The 17995-nt window shown below is 69.3% G+C and carries 15 protein-coding genes; 12 read left to right on the top strand and 3 right to left on the bottom strand.

Features of this window, described 5'->3' with window-relative positions; all coding sequences use genetic code 11:
* The first annotated feature begins 122 nt into the window (after window positions 1-122).
* Entirely contained in the window at window positions 123-1133 is a 1011-nt protein-coding gene (locus tag GGR12_RS15855; RefSeq protein WP_183205631.1) for a glycosyltransferase family 2 protein, read from the top strand.
* Here GGR12_RS15855 and GGR12_RS15850 read toward each other — a convergent pair.
* Together GGR12_RS15850 and GGR12_RS15845 are read right to left on the bottom strand one after the other, a co-directional pair.
* Entirely contained in the window at window positions 1123-2160 is a 1038-nt protein-coding gene (locus GGR12_RS15850) for a putative sulfate exporter family transporter (protein WP_183205629.1), read from the bottom strand. The two genes, GGR12_RS15855 and GGR12_RS15850, sit on opposite strands and share 11 nt — an antisense overlap.
* A 34-nt stretch (window positions 2161-2194) precedes the next feature.
* Window positions 2195-4255 (bottom strand): OPT family oligopeptide transporter, encoded by a 2061-nt coding sequence (locus GGR12_RS15845; RefSeq protein WP_183205627.1) that lies wholly within the window; start codon window positions 4253-4255, stop codon window positions 2195-2197.
* A 125-nt stretch (window positions 4256-4380) separates the two neighbouring features.
* On the opposite strand from GGR12_RS15845, the gene GGR12_RS15840 reads away from it, so the two are divergent.
* Window positions 4381-4830 carry a c-type cytochrome gene (locus tag GGR12_RS15840; protein ID WP_183205625.1) on the top strand — a complete coding sequence of 150 codons (450 nt, stop codon included), beginning with the start codon at window positions 4381-4383 and terminating at the stop codon, window positions 4828-4830.
* A gap of 10 nt (window positions 4831-4840) precedes the next feature.
* Window positions 4841-5704 carry a bifunctional DNA-formamidopyrimidine glycosylase/DNA-(apurinic or apyrimidinic site) lyase gene (gene mutM, locus GGR12_RS15835; protein ID WP_183205624.1) on the top strand — a complete coding sequence of 288 codons (864 nt, stop codon included), beginning with the start codon at window positions 4841-4843 and terminating at the stop codon, window positions 5702-5704.
* A gap of 4 nt (window positions 5705-5708) precedes the next feature.
* Here the strand turns inward: mutM and GGR12_RS15830 are convergent, their stop codons facing one another.
* The gene (locus GGR12_RS15830) at window positions 5709-6905 is read right to left on the bottom strand and encodes an alpha/beta hydrolase family protein (RefSeq protein WP_183205623.1); all 1197 of its coding nucleotides are present in this window, start codon (window positions 6903-6905) and stop codon (window positions 5709-5711) included.
* Between the two features lie 103 nt (window positions 6906-7008).
* Here GGR12_RS15830 and GGR12_RS15825 point away from each other — a divergent pair, with 103 nt between their 5' ends.
* From GGR12_RS15825 to gyrB, 9 genes are all read left to right on the top strand, one after another.
* Window positions 7009-7548 (top strand): DUF1697 domain-containing protein, encoded by a 540-nt coding sequence (locus tag GGR12_RS15825; protein WP_183205622.1) that lies wholly within the window; start codon window positions 7009-7011, stop codon window positions 7546-7548.
* Window positions 7549-7558: 10 nt separating this feature from the next.
* The gene (locus tag GGR12_RS15820; protein ID WP_246328956.1) at window positions 7559-8008 is read left to right on the top strand and encodes a hypothetical protein; all 450 of its coding nucleotides are present in this window, start codon (window positions 7559-7561) and stop codon (window positions 8006-8008) included.
* Between the two features lie 178 nt (window positions 8009-8186).
* Entirely contained in the window at window positions 8187-8975 is a 789-nt protein-coding gene (locus tag GGR12_RS15815; RefSeq protein WP_183205621.1) for an enoyl-CoA hydratase-related protein, read from the top strand.
* Between the two features lie 216 nt (window positions 8976-9191).
* The gene (gene rpsT / locus GGR12_RS15810) at window positions 9192-9461 is read left to right on the top strand and encodes a 30S ribosomal protein S20 (RefSeq protein WP_183205620.1); all 270 of its coding nucleotides are present in this window, start codon (window positions 9192-9194) and stop codon (window positions 9459-9461) included.
* A 441-nt stretch (window positions 9462-9902) separates the two neighbouring features.
* Entirely contained in the window at window positions 9903-11354 is a 1452-nt protein-coding gene (gene dnaA, locus GGR12_RS15805; RefSeq protein ID WP_425486226.1) for a chromosomal replication initiator protein DnaA, read from the top strand.
* Between the two features lie 238 nt (window positions 11355-11592).
* Complete coding sequence (gene dnaN / locus GGR12_RS15800; protein ID WP_183205618.1) at window positions 11593-12711, top strand: DNA polymerase III subunit beta; 1119 nt, start codon at window positions 11593-11595, stop codon at window positions 12709-12711.
* Window positions 12712-12719: 8 nt separating this feature from the next.
* A complete protein-coding gene (locus tag GGR12_RS15795; RefSeq protein ID WP_183205616.1) occupies window positions 12720-13217 on the top strand; it encodes a hypothetical protein in 498 nt (165 codons plus the stop codon).
* A 184-nt stretch (window positions 13218-13401) separates the two neighbouring features.
* Window positions 13402-14526 carry a DNA replication/repair protein RecF gene (gene recF, locus GGR12_RS15790; RefSeq protein ID WP_183205615.1) on the top strand — a complete coding sequence of 375 codons (1125 nt, stop codon included), beginning with the start codon at window positions 13402-13404 and terminating at the stop codon, window positions 14524-14526.
* An 857-nt stretch (window positions 14527-15383) separates the two neighbouring features.
* Window positions 15384-17834, top strand: a complete 2451-nt coding sequence (gene gyrB / locus GGR12_RS15785; RefSeq protein WP_183205614.1) for a DNA topoisomerase (ATP-hydrolyzing) subunit B — start codon at window positions 15384-15386, stop codon at window positions 17832-17834.
* Window positions 17835-17995: the final 161 nt, after the last annotated feature.

Here is a 17995-nt window from a genome sequence, read left to right as displayed (position 1 = left end):
GCCGCGTTCCTGAGGCGGGATAAGGGGAGCGCGGGCCTATTATAGGTTCGCACCTGCAAACACCAGCAGGAACCGCACCACCCCGCCATTGCCCGCCCCGGTCTGTCAGGTAAGACACGCTGATGATCGGGGAAGCGCAGCGCCCGCCCGCGGGTCCAGCCATCGTGACGACGCTCCGCAACGCGGGGCCGTTGCTGGATTCCTTCATCGCCTGGCACCGCACGATCGGCTTCGCGCGGATCTATCTGGTGTTCGACGATCCGGCCGATCCGGACGCCGATCGGGTGGCCGATATTCCGGGCGTCACCGTCGTTCGTCATGACCCGGCGCTGCGCGAAGCCTGGTCGCAACTGCCCGTCCATGCCTCCGTCGCCGCCTCCATCGATCAGGAGGTCATGGCCCGCCAGGTCCTCAACGCCGCCATGGCGATGCAATGGGCGCGTGCCGACGGCTGCGCCTGGCTTCTCCATATCGATGTGGACGAGCTCTTCTTCCCCGGCGACCAGCGGGCCGACGCCCATTTCCGCCAGCTCTCGAACCTGGCGGCGGACGTGGTCATCTATCCCAACCACGAAGCCCTGCCCGAGCAGGAGGCGTTCAGCGATCCGATGGCGCAGGTGACCCTGTTCAAGGTCCCGCTCCCGCGCCTCAACGCCAGCCCCCGGCCCGCCGTCCTGCAGGCGGCGCTGGCCGGCGTGCCGCGCTTCCGCGAGGCGCTCTTCAATCTCTACACCAACGGCAAGGCTGCGGTGCGGCTGGACGTCCCGGGGCTCGAGCCGATGGGCGTCCACGATTTCGACGATCCCGCCCGCCCCGCGCGTCGCGTGGTCAGCAACCGCGCCTCGATCCTGCACTACGCCTGCTGCGGCTACGATGCCTTCCGCGCCAAATACGAGCTGCTGGGCGCCTTCCCCGATCAGTGGTGGGGCCAGTACGACATCGTCGCCTCCATCGGCCCGTTCCATCTCCAGGCCCGCGACGCGGTGCTGTCCGGCGACGACGACAGGGCGCGGGATTTCTACTGGTCGCGGGTGGCCATCAGGGACGCGGCCGCGGTCGACCGCCTGCTGGCCGCCGGCGCGCTGGAGCGGGTGCTGCAGCCGTCCCGCGTCCTCGCCTCGCTCAAAGCGTAGCCAGCACCGCGATCGCTCCCAGGGCCAGCACGCCGATCATCAGCGCCGACAGGGCGGCGGTCGCCGCGACCCGCGGCCCCGCCTTCATCACCGCCCGCGGATCGACGCCCAGGCCCAGCGCCGCCATGGCGATCAGGGTCAGCACAGTCACCGTCGTCCCGATCGGCGGCAGCAGCACCTCCGGAATGGCGCCCAGCGACCTCAGCCCCATCAGCGCCAGGAAGACCAGGATGAACCATGGCGCCATCTGATGCAGCGACGGCCGCTTCGGCCCTGTCGCGCCCGGCCGGTTCGACTTCATCAGAGCCAGCACCAGACACACCGGCCCCAGCATCAGCACCCGCACCAGCTTGACCACCGCGCCCGTCTGGATCGCCAGCGCGCCCGCCGGCGCCGCGGCCGCCAGCACCTGCGGCACGGCATAGACCGTCAGCCCCGCCAGCGCCCCGGTCTTCACCGCGTCGAACCCCAGCAGCGCCGCCACCGCCGGCACCAGCAGCACCACGGCGATGCCCAGTACGGCGGTGAAGCCGATCGCCGCGGCCACGTCGTCGCCGTCGGCGTCGATCACCGGCGCGATCGCCGCGATGGCCGAGTTGCCGCAGATCGCATTGCCGCACGCCACCAGCAGCGCCATCGCCGGCGGCAGGCCGAACGCGCGTCCCAGGGCGAACCCTCCGACAATCGCCAGCACCACCACGGCCACGATGGCCAGCAGCATCCACGGCCCCAGCGCCACCACGGCCGCGCCGCTGACCGTCGCGCCCAGCAGGGCCACGGCGATCTCCAGCAGGGTCCGCGCGCTGAACCGGATGCCCGGCAGCCAGACGTCGGACGGCGTCCACACCAGCCGCAGCGCCGCGCCGATCAGGATGGCCAGCACCAGGCCCTCGATCCACGCCTGTCCGAACAGCGTCGCTTCTGCCCTCGCCACCGTCCACGCCGCCCCGCCCACGAGGGCGCTCAGCGCGATCCCCGGCAGGAAGCGCAGCACCCCGGCCGAGGCGCGTGAAGGTTCGGGCCTCACGGACGGGCGCTCATCACGCGATCGGGGATGGCGATCAGACCTTGGCCGACTGACGGATGATCCAGCTGTAGAGCAGGAAGGTCAGGCCCGCGAAGGCGACGATCCCGGCCAGCATGGCCGGCCAGGCCGAGCCTTCCGGCAGCATGGCGAACGGCGCGTCGTTGCGCGTGGCCACGATGACCCCGGCGGTGAACACCCCGAACAGGCTCTCGCCGACGATCAGGCCCGAGGCCAGCAGCACGCCCATGCGGCGGCCCACGTCGACGAAGCGGGTCTTGGCGATCGCCTTCTCGTAGATCCAGCCGCACACCGCGCCGACCACCAGCATCGTGGTCACCGCCGCCGGCAGGTAGAAGCCGATCCCCACCGCCAGCGGCGGCAGCTTGATCTTGCCCTTCGTGGCGCGGCTCAGAACCACGTCCAGAATGATGATCACCACGCCGATCACCGCACCGACCCCGATCAGGTCCCAGCGCAGGTCGCCGCCGATGACGCCGCGGGCCAGGGCCGAGATCAGCGTCGCCTGCGGCGCAGCCAGCGGCTCGGCGCCCTCGACGATGGCGGGCGGTCCGCCTTCGAAGCCGAAGGCCTGGTTGAGCAGGTTCAGGATGAAGGGAATGACCAGCGCGCCGGCGCCGACGCCGACGATCAGCGCGGTCTGCTGACGCCACGGGGTGGCTTCGACCAGCTGGCCGGTCTTGAGGTCCTGCAGGTTGTCGTTGGCGATGACCGCCACGGCGAAGACGACCGAGGTCACGATCAGGGCGAAGGCGATGATCGACGGATCCGCCGGCACGCCCGCGATGGCCATGACGCCCAGCATCAGCAGCGAGGCGATGACGATCGCCAGGATGCCGACGCCCGACACCGGACTGTTCGACGAGCCGATCAGGCCGGCCATGTAGCCGCAGATGGCGGCGACGGCGAAGCCGATCAGCACCACATAGACCAGGCCGCCGACGACCAGCATGCCCGTCGATCCGGCCAGCGCGGGCGCGGCTTGCGCGAACCAGGCCAGCAGGGCTGCGATGCCGACCAGGCAGGCCAGCGACAGCATGCCGACGATGCCGATCGGAATGTCCTGTTCGGTCCGCGCCAGCACTTCGCCGCTCTTGCGACGGGCCTGGGCGGCCAGCGCCGAGGACAGGCCGCCGACCAGCGGGCCGGCCAGCTTCAGCAGGGTCCAGATCGCGGCCACGCCGATGACGCCGGCGCCCATGAAGCGCACTTCATTGCGCCAGACGTTGGTGGCCAGCTCCTCGACCGGCGCGCCCGCCGCCATGGTTCCGGCGAGCGAAGGAATGTTGTGCGCGGTCAGCCAGGCGACCGTATCCGGAGAGGTCAGCACCGGCACCGCGATGCACCACGCCAGGATCAGGCCGAACAGCTGCGCCAGGCCGACGGTCAGGCCGATCAGGTGTCCCGCGCCCAGCAGGGCGAACTGCATGCTGAAGCCGATGCCCGTCGCGCCGGCGCCCAGCGACGCCGGCAGCTTGATGAATTTCGCGGCCTCGCCGGCGAACACGCGCCCGGCGACCAGCAGGGCGTAGCCCGCCGAGACGATCGAGCCGAACACCACCACCCACAGGCCGGCCTTGTTCTCGCGCACCGCGCTCTCGGTCTGTTCGGCTCCGCGCGAACCGACCTTCAGCACCTCGGCGGCGGCGACGCCTTCCGGGTAGGGCAGGTCGCTTCCGGTCACCAGCGCCCGGCGCAGCGGGATCGAGAAGGTGACCCCCAGCACGCCGCCGAAGACGCAGATCAGCACCGACTGCCAGAACGGGAACTCCATCCACCAGCCGATCATCACCAGGCCCGGCAGGACGAAGATGATCGAGCTCATGGCCCCGCCGACCGAGGCCACGGTCTGGACGGTCATGTTCTCCCAGATGGTCGAGGTGCGGAACGCCCGCAGGATCGCCATCGAGATCACCGCCGCCGGAATGGCCGAGGCGAAGGTCAGGCCGACCAGCAGGCCCAGGTAGGTGTTGGCGGCGGTGAACACCACGGCCAGCAAACAGCCCAGCACCAGTGCGCGAAGCGTCAGTTCGATGCGCTTGCCGGTTGTCGGCTTTTGCGCGGCGGCATCCGTCATGGCGGCCCCTCTCCCGTTGTTGGCGGGACCTAAGCCGGAAATGCGCCGGGCGCCTAGAGGCCCTGTCCGCATTGACACCGCCCGTTCGCGGGTCGAGCGTCGCCGTCGGACGGAGAGGGATCGACATGCGACGGATCATGATCGGGGCCGTGATCGGCCTGCTCTGCATCGGCGGCGCCGCCAACGCCCAGGGCGAGGGCTCGGCCGACATCGTGCGCGCCCGTCAGGCGGCGCTGATGATGTCCGGCGTCACCATGGGCGCGATCAAGGCCGGTATCGACGCCAACCAGCCGCTCCAGAACCAGCGCTTCAACACCCGCGCCCTGTCCCGCTGGGCCCACGCCCTGTCCGGCATGTTCCCCGTCGGCTCCGGCCCCGAAGCCGGCGTGCCGACCAAGGCCCTGTCCGGCGTCTGGACCGACCGCGCCGGCTTCGAGGAGAAGGCCGCCGCCTACGCCGCCGCCGCCGACCGCCTGTCGGAGCTGTCGCAGGGCGAGGACGCCGCCGCCTTCGCCGCGCAATGGACCGAGGTCCGCGCCACCTGCCAGTCCTGCCACGACGTCTATCGCGAGTAGCCGCCTACCCATGCCCGAGCTTCCCGAGGTCGAAACCGTCCGGCGCGGTCTCCAGCCGGTGCTGGAGGGCGCGCGCCTGACCCGCGTGCGCCAGAACCGCCCAGACCTGCGCTTCCCCTTCCCTGACCGCTTCCCGGACCGGCTGGAGGGCGCGACCGTCGAGCGCATCGACCGCCGCGCCAAATACCTGCTCATGCCCCTGTCGACCGGCGAGACCTGGGTGACCCACCTCGGCATGACCGGCCGCTTCACCCTCGACGGCGAGCAGGTCGGCGAGTTCGAGGAGAACGCCCCCGCCGTCGGCAAGCACGAGCATGTCAGCCTCGGCGCCCTGAAGAACGGAACCACCACCCGCATCGGCTTCGCCGACGCCCGGCGCTTCGGTTTCATGGGCCTGATCCCCACCGACCAGATCGACGCCCATCCGTGGTTCGCCGGCCTCGGTCCCGAGCCGCTCGGCAACCGCTTCTCCGGCGCCCACCTGGCCGAGGCCTTCGCGGGCAAGAAGCAGAACATCAAGGTGTCGCTGCTGGACCAGCGTGTCGTCGCCGGCCTCGGCAACATCTATGTCTGCGAGGCCCTGTTCCGCGCCCGCATCTCGCCGCTCCTCGCCGCCGGCAAGGTCTCGAAACCCCGCCTCGAAGTCCTCGCCGCCGAGGTCCGCAACGTGCTCGACGACGCCATCGCCGCCGGCGGCTCGACCCTGCGCGACTTCGCCAACGCCGAGGGCGGGCAGGGCTATTTCCAGCACCGCTTCGACGTCTACGGCCGCGAAGGAAAGCCCTGCCACCGCGACGGCTGCTGCGGCGTCGTCAAACGCATCGTCCAGGGCGGCCGCTCGACCTTCTTCTGCTCCGTCTGCCAGAAGCGCTGACCCGTCACCCGATGCGGGCGGCCAGGAAGTCCGTCACCACCCGGCCGGTCAGCGCGCGGGCCATCGGCTGGCAGTGGAAATCGGCGCCCTGGTCGCGGGTGAACCGCACGATCTCCTTCTCGCCTGGCAGCTGGTCGAACAGCTCCTGGGACTGTCCCGGAAAGAACTGCTCGCCCTCCGCCTCGGTGATCAGCAGCGGCGTGGCGATCTTCCCGATCAGGTCACCCAGCGCATAGCCCTGCACCGCGGCGAACACGTCATAGGGCGTCTCCCCGCCATACGGCCTGGCGCGGAAGGCGAAGGTGCGCTCGCGCTCGGGGTCGGAGGGACCGGCGGCCATGGCGGCGTTGAACGCGTCCCGCTCGCCGGGCTTCAGCATCGCCGTCAGCTCCGGCGGCAGGATGGCGTTCCACGGTCGTGCGACATCGACCACGCCCCCGTCGACCACCGCCGCCGCCAGCCGATGCTCGAACGCCAGCGCACGCGGCAGCCAGTAGCCGCCCTGGCTGATCCCGTAGCCGAGCAGGGCGCCGGCATCCACGTCCGCGCGCGCGACCAGGGTGTCCAGCACCGGCGTCAGCACCGCCTCCCAGTCGGGGCGGAACGGCACACCGCGCTCGAACAGCAGCGATTGCTGGCCGGGGCCGTCGAAGACGAAGGCGTTCCAGCCGCGATCGAGGGCCGGGCGGATCGCCGTGGCCCACAGCCCGCTCAGCGCGCCGTCGCTGCCGTTGACGACCACCAGCGTCGGCCGCGCGCCGCCGCCCGCATCCGGACGGAACAGATAGCCGGGCATCGAACCACCTTCGAACGGAACGTCGACCGGGAGGTGGCGCCCTTCCGAGGCGGCGACGAACTCATCCCATGCCGCCCGGTGCAGCCGGAACGTCGGGAGCAGTACGGCGTCCGCATCCGGCATGCCGTCGACCTGCGCCAGCGCCTGATCATAGAACTCGCTGGCGGACAGGAAGTGCGCGGCCGCGGTCGCCATCCGCCCCGCGGCGCGGGCCTCGACGGCGGCGGCCTGGAACCGGTCGGCCTCCGCGCTCCAGCTGTCATGCCAGCGCGTCGGGTCGCCGTCGGCGCAGCGCGACAGGGTCTCCAGCACCGGCCCGATGTCCGAGGTGCCCATGGCGGCGTGACCGACCGCCGTGCGGGCGACGAAGTCCAGATCGGGGTTGTCAAAGAAGGGAAGGAGCATCGCGGCCTCGACTTCTCAGGATGCGCGGGGTGTGCTTCGGCTTGGAGAGCATGATCCGGCGGGAGGTTCCCGCCGCGAGGTTCGACCCCAGGGAGGCCGCCCCATGACCCATCGCATCTGCCTGCTGCGCGGCGTCAACGTCGGCGGGGTCAAGGTTCCCATGGCCGAGCTCAAGGCCATCGCCGCTGAAGCCGGCTTCGCCGACCCCCGCACCCTGCTGGCCAGCGGCAACCTCGTCGTTGAAGGCGACGCCGCCCCCGACGTCGCCGCCGAAAAGCTGGAGGCCGGCATCGAGGCGCATTTCGGCCGCCGCATCGAGGTCGTCGTCCGCACCCCCGAACAATGGGCCGGACTGATCGCCGCCAACCCCTTCCCCGAGCAGGCCGCGGAGAACGGCTCGAAGCTGCTGGTCATGATCATGAAGGACGCGATCAAGCCCGGCGCGCTCGAGTCCCTGCGCGCCCTCGCGGCCGGCGAGGAGCAGGTCGAGGCCGCCGGCGGCGACCTCTTCTTCTGGCACCCCGACGGCATCGGCCGTTCGAAGATGGCGGAGAAGGCGCTGCCGCGCCTCATCGGCCTCGGCACCGGACGGAACTGGAACACCGTCCTGAAGCTTGCCGACATGGTCGGTCTGAAGACCTGAGGAGATGCCCATGAACCTGCGCAAGACGCACCTCTGGGTCAGCCTGATCGTCGGCGTCCTCGTCTGGGGCGCCTACTTCCTCCACTTCGCGCAAATGATGTGGCGGGGCGAGCAGGGCGGCCTGGCCTGGTGGTTCCTCGCCGCCCTGGCCGTCACCGTCCTGTCCGAGACGGTGGCCACCGGCTTCATCGCCTGGCTGTTCCGCCGCCGCGGCCGCACCCTGGAGGAGGGCCCCACGCTTTATGCTGCGCTCCAGGCCAGCCACGTCGCCCTGATGATCCTCATCTCCCTGATCCTGCTGCTCGCCGCCGGCCTCGCCTTCGCCGGCCTGTTCGGCTGGAGCTTCAACCTCGCCTCGTCCCGCACCCAGGTCCTGCTCGCCAACCTGCTGCTCGGCGCCGTCGTCGTCGCCGAACTCTCCCGCGCCGCCTTCACCCTCGCCCTGTTGCCGCGGCGGTGACCGTTCCCCCCAATCCGCTCATCCCCGCGAAAGCGGGGACCCAGTGCTTTGGGTGACCGGTATCCGCGGCTTCGCTCGCTCGTGATCCCCGTCCGGGCCCTTCCAAAAGAACTGGGTCCCCGCTTTCGCGGGGATGAGCGGACAGTTATTGGACACCCGAACACCGGAGCTTGATCCCATGGCCGACAGCTATTCCACCCTGCTCATCGAGCGCCACGCCGACGGCTATGCGGTGGTCACCCTGAACCGGCCCGAGGCGCTGAACGCCCTCAACTCGGCCCTCTTCAAGGATCTGTCCGACTTCCTCGACAGCGTCGAGCACGACGACAGCATCCGCTGCCTGATCCTGACCGGCTCGGGCGAGAAGGCCTTCGCCGCCGGCGCCGACATCAAGGAGATGTCGGACCAGTCCTACGCCGACATGTACAAGGTGAACTTCTTCGCCCTCGGCCACGACCGCATCACCCGCTTCCGCAAGCCGATCATCGCCGCGGTCAACGGCTTCGCCCTCGGCGGCGGCTGCGAGCTGGCCATGCTGTGCGACTTCATCGTCGCCTCGGAGAAAGCCAAGTTCGGCCAGCCCGAGATCAACCTCGGCGTCGCCCCCGGCATCGGCGGCTCCCAGCGCCTGACCCGCCTGGTCGGCAAGGCCAAGGCCATGGACATGGTCCTGACCGCCCGCATGATGGACGCCGCCGAAGCCGAACGCGCCGGCCTCGCCTCCCGCGTCTTCCCGCACGAGACCCTGCTGGACGAAACCCGCGCCATCGCCGCGAAGATCGCCTCGCAATCCCCGCTCGCCGTCATGGCCAACAAGGAAATGGTCAACGCCGCCCTCGAGACCACGCTGACGCAAGGCGTCCAGTTCGAACGCCGCCTGTTCCACAGCCTCTTCGCGTTCGAGGACCAGAAGGAAGGCATGTCCGCCTTCGTGGAGAAGCGGAAGCCGGTGTTCACGGGCAAGTAGGGTCGAGGGTCGAGGGGAAGAGTGTCTGAGCGTGTCGCGACCGGGCGATCCAGGTTGAGGTTTCTGGCCTCGACCCTCGCCCCTCGACCCTCGACCCTCCTCGATCCCAGACTCCGCTTGAACCCCTCCCGCCTTTCCGCTATAGCCGCGCGCTCTTGAGATTTCCGCGCCGTGGACGTGTAGCTCCGCGGCGTTTTCCGTTCGAAGGTTTGACTGATGGCCAACAATGCCGGCGCCAAGAAAGCGATCCGCAAGATCGCTGCCCGCACCGAAGTGAACAAGGCTCGCCGCACGCGCGTCCGGACCTTCCTCCGCAAGTTCCAGGAAGCTGTCGTCGGTGGCGACGCCACCGCCGCCAAGGGCGCGTTCGTCGAGGCTCAATCGGAGCTGATGCGCGCCGTCTCCAAGGGCGTGGTTCACAAGAACACCGGCTCGCGCAAGGTGAGCCGTCTGGCCGCCCAGCTGAAGAAGATGTCGGCCGCCTGATATAGGCCTGACGTCGGACGGCCTTTTGCGGGCTTGTCACGGTAAATACGAGTGATTTCAACGGCGAGGGCGCGAAGGCTCCCTCGCCGTTTGCACGTGCGTCGGTAAGTGCCGCGAACAAAATTTGCGCTCGCGTCTGTGGCGAAAAGGCGTTTTTCCAAGGCCGCGGCGACACTTGCCGGAGTCAACAATTTTAACTGCAAATCGACTCGCGAATCAGCGTTGACGCTCACCTCGCCGGGCGTAAGTTTGAGGCCTGACGCACTTCCGTCCCAACACGGATGAAGACGGCGCGGGACCTGGTTCCGCGACGGCGTGAGATGTCTGATTGTGAGAACGACCCCACCGGGACGGCCCTGTAGCCGCACCGGACAGGAGAAGTCGTCCCTGGATCAGCCCATCTCTGAAGCGCGTCTGGTGATGAAACTTCGGCGGGTGGCTTTGATCATGGTGGGGGGCGCACGAATGGCGGGGATGACGGATCCGGATCGTATCTGGACCGAGGCGGCTGGCCGCCTGCGTGGAGAAATCGGCGAGGGGGCGTTCAGCTCCTACATCGCACCTTCGGCCGTCCGGGTGGACGGCGCCGGCCAGCTGATCCTGGTCACCCCCACCGCCTATGCGCGTGACTGGGTGCGCAAGAACGCCCTGCGTCGCATGAACGAGCTGTGGCTGGGCCTCGACGGCCTGTCGCGCCGTCTCGACGTCCGCTGCCGCGCCGAGATGGGCTCGGTCGCTCCCGCCTCGCAGGTCGCCGCCGGCCGCGCCCCGGAACACGCCCTCAACGGCAATGTCGTGCCGATGCCGATGGCCACGGTCGCCCCGGTCGCCGACGGCGCCCGCGCCGTGCGCGCCGCCGGTCTGCAGGACCGCCTGACCTTCGACAGCTTCGTGGAAGGGCAGGGCAACGCCTTCGCCCTGGCCATCGCCCGCCAGGCCGCCGCCTGGGCCGACGGCCACTTCAACCCGATCTTCTTCTGCGGCCCCTACGGCTACGGCAAGACGCACCTGCTGAACGCCATCGCCTGGGAGGCCCAGCGCCTGCGTCCGGACGCCAAGGTGGTCTATCTGACCGCCGAGCGCTTCCTGTCGACCTTCGTGCGCGCCATGCAGGACCGCTCGACCGCGGCCTTCAAGGACAGCCTGCGCTCGGCCGACATGCTGCTGATCGACGACGTCCAGTTCGTCGGCGGCAAGGCCTCGACCCAGGAGGAGCTGCTGTCCACGCTCACCGCCCTGATCGAGGACGGCAAGCGCATCATCCTGTCGGCCGACAAGCCGCCGATGGCCCTGACCGAGGTCGAGCCGCGCCTGCGCAGCCACCTCGCCTCGGGCCTGACCTGCCCGGTCGAGCCCGCCGACCGCGCGCTCAAGCTGGCCGTGGCCCGCAACCGCATCGAGGCCCTGGCCAAGCTCGGCGTCGTCTCGGGCGAGGTCCGCCCCGACGTGCTCGAACATCTGGTCGATCGCACCCCCGGCTCGATGCGCGAGCTGGAAGGCGCAGTGAACACCCTCGCCGCCGTCGCCGCCACCCGTCTGTCGTCGCTGACGGTGGACGAGGCGCAAGGGTTGCTCGGCTCCGCACTGCGCGGCGGTCCGGAGCGTCGCATCACCGTCGACGAGATCCAGAAGACCGTCGCCGACCACTTCACCCTCAAGCAGGCCGACCTGCTGTCGGAGCGCCGCACCCGATCGGTCGCCCGCCCGCGCCAGATCGCCATGTGGCTGTGCAAGCAGCACACGACCCGCTCCTATCCGGACATCGGCCGCCGCTTCGGCGGGCGCGACCACACCACGGTCCTGCACGGCGTCCGCAAGATCGAGGAGCTGATCGCCCAGGACGAACAGATCGCCCGCGACGTCGAGGCCCTGACCCGCAAGCTGCGGAGCTAGGCTGTAATTCTCCCTCCCCGTCCGGGGAGGGATGTCGTCGTGTCAACGGCGACAGGGTGGGGGCGGCCGCGGTCACGCAGGCCGCCCTTGTCATGTCCGGCTCGCCTCTCCGTCGCGAAGGGGCGGGAGAAGTCTGTGGACCTGCCGTCCAGACCGTTGCCCCGCGCCGCCAATCCGCTAGTGTCCAAGGCCCTCTATACGCGGTGACGCTTGAGTCGCCGCAGCCGGGCGAGACGACATGCAGCTGACTATCGAACGATCCGCGCTCCTGAAGGCCCTCGGGCACGTCCAGAGCGTCGTCGAGCGGCGCAACACCATTCCGATCCTGTCCAACGTCCTGCTGTCGGCGGGCCGCGACCGTCTGTCGTTCGCCGCCACCGACCTCGACATGGAGATGGTCGACGAGGCCGAGGCCCAGGTGAACGTCGAGGGCCAGATCACCGCCCCGGCCCACACCCTGTACGAAATCGTCCGCAAGCTGCCGGACGGCGCCGAGGTCTCGCTGTCCTATTCGGGCGACGACCCCCGCCTGGTGGTCCAGGCCGGCCGGTCGAAGTTCAACCTGCCGGTCCTGCCGGCCGGCGACTTCCCGGTCATGTCGACCGACACCTCGGGCGCCCGCTTCGCCCTGGCCAAGGACGACCTGGCCCGTCTGATCGACAAGACCCGCTTCGCCGTCTCGACCGAAGAGACCCGCTACTATCTGAACGGCCTCTACCTCCACACCGTGGCCGAGGCCGGCATTCCGCTGCTGCGCGCGGTCGCCACCGACGGCCACCGCCTGGCCCTCGCCGAGACCCCGGCCCCCGATGGCGCCGCCGGCGGCCCGGGCGTCATCGTCCCGCGCAAGACGGTGGATCAGGTCCGCCGCCTGCTCGACGACGGCTCGGGCATGGTCGAGGTCATGGTCAGCCCGCAGAAGATCCGCTTCGAGTTCGGCCAGGCCAGCCTGACCTCCAAGGTCATCGACGGCGCCTTCCCCGACTACATGCGCGTCATCCCCAAGGGGAACGACAAGCAGGCCGACATCGACAACGAGATGTTCTCCAAGGCCGTCGACCGCGTCGCCACCATCTCGGCCGAGAAGAGCCGCTCGGTGAAACTGGCCTTCGAGCTGGACCGCGTCACCCTGACCGTCCGCAACATGGAGGCCGGCCAGGGCGTCGAGGAGGTCGAGATCGGCTACTCCGACGAACCCTTCGAGATCGGCTTCAACGCCCGCTATCTGCTGGACGTCGCCGGCCAGATCACCGGCGAGACCGCCAACTTCAAATTCGCCGACCCGGCCTCGCCCACGCTCGTACTCGATCCGGCCGACCCGGGTGTCCAGTACGTGCTGATGCCGCTGAGGGTGTGACGGAGCCGTTGTCGGTCGTCCGGCTCCGGTCGACCGAAACCAGCGTTCCCCTGCTCCTGCTGGCCCTCGCTTTTGTTATCGTCCTCGCGTGCGAACTCGCGGACGGGGGAGGGATGTTCAGGCGCTACGGCGACCTAGGTGTCGCCCTCGGCTGGGCCTGTGTGGCGATGTTCGGTTTCGCGTCCGTACTCGGCGGTCTGGAGCTTTGGCGCCCGACAACCTTGGTCATCAGTGACGCGGGAATCGCGCTTCACGGGCAGTGGTCCCGGCCGCTGCTGCCTTGGAAAGACATCTCGGACTTCGTCGTCCTGCGTCAGGGGGCGGTGACCCACCTGGGCTGTCGGCTCACGGAGGCCGGCCGCCCGAAACACCCCGGTGGCTGGCACAAGCTTCTGAGTTTCGGAAAGTATGATCGTTGGCTCATGACCCGGGCGGGGCAGGACTTGACCGACGTCCTTGAGCTTTTGGCCCAGCGCCACCGCGCAAGTCTGTCTGTCGCGAGATGAGCGAGTTCGGACCGCGCCTGATCATCCCCCGGTCGCGGTGGAGGAGGACCGCGCTGCTCCTGCCCCTGATCCGATGGCTGTTCAACGCGGGCTATCTCCGTCCGGGCTGGTCGATGTCCTCCCGCGATCTCGTCAAGGTGCTAGAGGATTGGCGCATCCGTCATTCCTGCGTGTCCGACCGCTCTTGATCACCGCCCTCACCCTCACCGACTTCCGCTCCTACGCGTCCGCGACCCTGCCGATCGAGGCGGGGTCGGTGGTGCTGCATGGGCCGAACGGGGCGGGGAAGACCAATCTGCTGGAGGCGCTCAGCCTCTTCACCCCCGGCAAGGGCCTGCGCGGCGCGACCGCGCCCGAGATGGGCCGGCGCGAGCCCGGCGAGGCGACCGGCCGGGCCTGGGCCGTCGCCGCGATCCTGACCGGCGAGGACGACGAGGTCCGGCTCGGCACCGGGGTCCAGACCCCCGGCGCCGCCCGCCGCATCGTCCGCATCGACGGCGAGACGGCCCAGCCCGGCCGCCTGCTCGACCACCTGCGCCCCGTCTGGGCCACGCCCGAGCAGGACCGTCTGTTCTCCGACGCCCGCGCGGAGCGGCTGAAATTCTTCGACCGCCTGGTCTTCGCCGCCGACCCGTCCCACGCGGCGGCCGTCTCCGCCTATGAAAAGGCCCTGCGCGAACGCCTGCGTCTGCTGGTCGACGGCGCCGAGGGCAGGGAGGCCGACCCCCTCTGGCTCGACGCCCTGGAGATCCGTCTCGGCGAGGCCGGGGCCGCCGCCGCCGCCGCCCGCGCCGCCGCCCTGACCACCCTCCAGGCCGCCATCGACACGCGCAACGACCGGCCCTTCCCCCAGGCCGACCTCGGCCTGACCGGCGAGGCCGAGGCCCTGGCCGCCGCCGGTTCGGACGAGGCCGCCATCGCCGCCGTCATCCGCGACGGCATGGCCCGCTCCCGCCCCCGCGACGCCGCCGCCGGCCGCTCCCTCTACGGCCCGCACCGCTCCGACCTCACCGCCCTGCACCGGGAGAAGAACCGCCCCGCGGCGGAAGGCTCCTCCGGCGAGCAGAAGGCCCTGGTCCTCAACCTCATCCTCGCCCAGATCGCGCGCCTCGCCGATCAGAAGGCCGCGCCGATCCTCCTCCTCGACGAGGCCCCCGCCCACCTCGACACCGCCCGTAGAGCCGCCCTCTTCGACGAGATCGAGGCCCTGGGCCTGCAGGCCTTCATGACCGGCACCGAGGCCGACCTGTTCGCCCCGCTCCGGGGGAGGGCGCAGTTCGTCCAGGTCGCGGACGGCAGGTTCGGCTGAGACGCCCACCTCTCCATCGTCCGAGCTCTTTTGCTATCGTCATCCTCCGGCGCCCACAGGGCGACCGGAGGACCCAGCGGCGCGCGAGAGCGCGAAGCTGTCGCGCGCACGGCTCGCTGAACCGTTTCGCCTTCGCTTCGCTACGGCGCCGCTGGGTCCCCCGGTCTCGGCTCCGCCTCGCCGGAGGATGACGAAAGCAGAGGGGCGCCGGGATTTCGGAGAACCCGGCGTCGGCTATTTCCGGATTCTTTTCGCCAACCCGCTGATTTCCCCCACCTAAATTCCCTCTACGCAGCGAGGTATCCGCCCGCCCCATAATCCCCTCATCCCGTCGATGGGGAAGGCGTCGGATCCAACGCCTCGACGACGACGGGCTGTGGTTGAGCGATGAAGCCCGGGCGTAGGGTAGTCCGGGGGGCCTCGTCAGGCAGCGATGGATGCTGCCTGCTTGCTCGCCGCGGGCTGTGGTGGAACCGCTTCACATGTTCCATCCGCGTCATTGCCGGCAACGGTGGTGGCGGAGATCCGGCTAACTCTGACAACGGGTGCCAACCGGAGGGCTCGCGACCAACGACCACGCGGGGCGTCAGGCTTCGTCGAAACGGTAAAACACAACGCATTCCGGGCGAGGCCCGGACGCCCCGCGCCTTCCCCTCACCGCTCCTCCCGGAAGCGGCGATTCCGGCTGCCTGAAAGCCCGTCCGACGACACCGCTTTCCCTCGCAATTCCGCCCGGATTCCCTATATGTTGACGGCATCGGCGCGGGTCAGATTCGCGCCCTGAAAACAGTCCGTTCAAGGCGGCCCATCCGCCGCCTCCAGAGGCCCTGCGACAGGGCGTTTCACCGACCGATTGAATGACCGACCAGACCGATATCGCGCGCAACGAAGACACCGCCGAAGAGGCCGCCTACGGCGCCGACTCCATCAAGGTCCTGAAGGGCCTGGACGCCGTCCGCAAACGCCCCGGCATGTACATCGGCGACACCGACGACGGTTCGGGTCTGCACCACATGGTCTATGAGGTCGTCGACAACGCGATCGACGAGGCCCTGGCCGGTCACGCCGACCTGGTGCAGGTGATCCTCAACGCCGACGGCTCGGTCACCGTCACCGACAATGGCCGCGGCATCCCCACCGATATCCACGAGGGCGAAGGCGTCTCGGCGGCCGAGGTCATCATGACCCAGCTGCACGCCGGCGGTAAGTTCGACCAGAACTCCTACAAGGTCTCCGGCGGCCTGCACGGCGTCGGCGTCTCGGTCGTCAACGCCCTCAGCGACTGGCTGCAGCTCAAGATCTACCGCAACGGCAAGATGCACGAGATGCGGTTCGAGCGCGGCGATACCGCCAAATCGCTCGAGATCACCGGCGACGCCCCGATCCGCACCACGGGCGACAAGGCCGGCCAGCCCCTGTCGGGCACCGAGGTCACCTTCTACCCGTCGGTCACCACCTTCTCGCACATCGACTTCGACCTGAAGACGCTCGAGCACCGCCTGCGCGAGCTGGCATTCCTGAACTCGGGCGTGGTCATCAAGCTGGCCGACCACCGCCACGCCGAGCCGTTCGAGGAGATCCTGCACTACGAGGGCGGCGTCGAGGCCTTCGTGCGCCACCTCGACAAGTCCAAGACGCCCATCCTCAAGGACGTCATCGTCATCCGCGGCAAGAAGGAGGGGATCGAGCTCGATCTCGCCCTCTGGTGGAACGACAGCTACCACGAGACCATGCTGTGCTTCACCAACAACATCCCCCAGCGGGATGGAGGCACCCACCTGTCGGCCTTCCGCGCGGCCCTGACCCGCGTCATGGGCGGCTATATCGAAAGCGCCGGCGCCGCCAAGAAGGAGAAGGTCTCCGTCTCGGGCGAGGACGCCCGCGAAGGCCTGACCTGCGTCCTCTCGGTCAAGGTTCCGGACCCCAAATTCAGCTCCCAGACCAAGGACAAGCTGGTCTCGTCCGAAGTCCGCCCGGCCGTCGAGGGCCTTTGCCAGGAAGGCCTCGCCACCTGGTTCGAGGAGCATCCGGTCGAGGCCAAACAGGTCGTCGCCAAGATCATCGAGGCCGCCGCCGCCCGTGAGGCCGCCCGCAAGGCGCGCGACCTGACCCGCCGCAAGACGGCGATGGAGATCAGCTCCCTGCCCGGCAAGCTCGCCGACTGTCAGGAACGCGATCCGGCCAAGTCCGAGCTGTTCATCGTCGAGGGCGATTCCGCCGGCGGCTCGGCCAAACAGGCCCGCAACCGCGAGAACCAGGCCGTCCTGCCCCTGCGCGGCAAGATTCTGAACGTCGAGCGCGCCCGCTTCGACCGCATGCTGTCGTCGGAGCTGATCGGCACCCTGATCCTGGCGCTCGGCACCGGCATCGGCCGCGACGACTTCAACGCCGACAAGCTGCGCTATCACAAGATCATCCTGATGGCCGACGCCGACGTCGACGGCGCCCACATCCGGACCCTGCTGCTGACCTTCTTCTACCGTCAGATGCCCGAGCTGATCGAGCGCGGCCACGTCTACATCGCCCAGCCGCCGCTCTACAAAGTCTCCAAGGGCAAGCAGTCGCGCTACCTCAAGGATCAGTCGGAGATGGACTCCTACCTGATCGAGGAAGGCTCCTCGGAAGCCGAGCTGGACCTGCCGACCGGCGAGCGCCGCACCGGCCTCGACCTCCAGGCCCTGGTGCGCGAGGCCAAGGCCTTCAAGGCCGGCGTCGATCGCCTGTCGCAGCGCGCCCCCGCCTTCGCCGTCGAGCAGGCGGCCCTGGCCGGCCTGTTCAACGAGGAGCCGACGGACCCCGCCACGGCAGCCGCCCGCCTCAACCTCTACGCCGAGGAAGGCGACGGCGACTGGACCGGCGCGCCGGGCGCCCAGGGCGCTGTCGTGTTCGAACGCGTCCGCCGCGCCGTCACCGAGCGCATCGTGCTGGAAGAGGCCCTGATCCGCTCGCTGGACGCCCGCCGTCTGGCCGAACGCGCCCACGCCTTCGAGGGCCTGTTCGAGAAGCCCGCCGTCTATCGCCGCAAGGAGAAGTCGACGACCATCCGCGGTCCGCTCGACCTGCTCGAGGCGGTGCTTGAGGCCGGCAAGAAGGGCATCGCCATCCAGCGCTACAAGGGTCTGGGCGAGATGAACCCGGAGCAGCTGTGGGAGACGACGCTCGACGTCAACGCCCGCACCCTGCTGCAGGTCACCGTCGAGCACGAGGAGGACGCCTCCGACCTCTTCGCCAAACTGATGGGCGACGTGGTCGAGCCGCGCCGCGAGTTCATCCAGGAAAACGCCCTGGACGCCGCCGTCGACGCCTGATCCACAAGGTTAAAAAGCTACACCGTAGGCTGGTGTTCGCACCAGCTTACGGTTGCGTACTCAAATCTGGTGGCGACTGGAACAAATCATGAACACATGGAGCGTTCCTCAGGGTGACCCCAGGGGATTACCCGATGGAGAGGCCGCCTCGCGGAGTCCAG

It is taken from the genome of Brevundimonas lenta (assembly GCF_014196335.1).
GTDB classification, from domain to species: Bacteria; Pseudomonadota; Alphaproteobacteria; order Caulobacterales; family Caulobacteraceae; genus Brevundimonas; species Brevundimonas lenta.
This window is presented reverse-complemented; position numbering and strand designations above follow the sequence as displayed.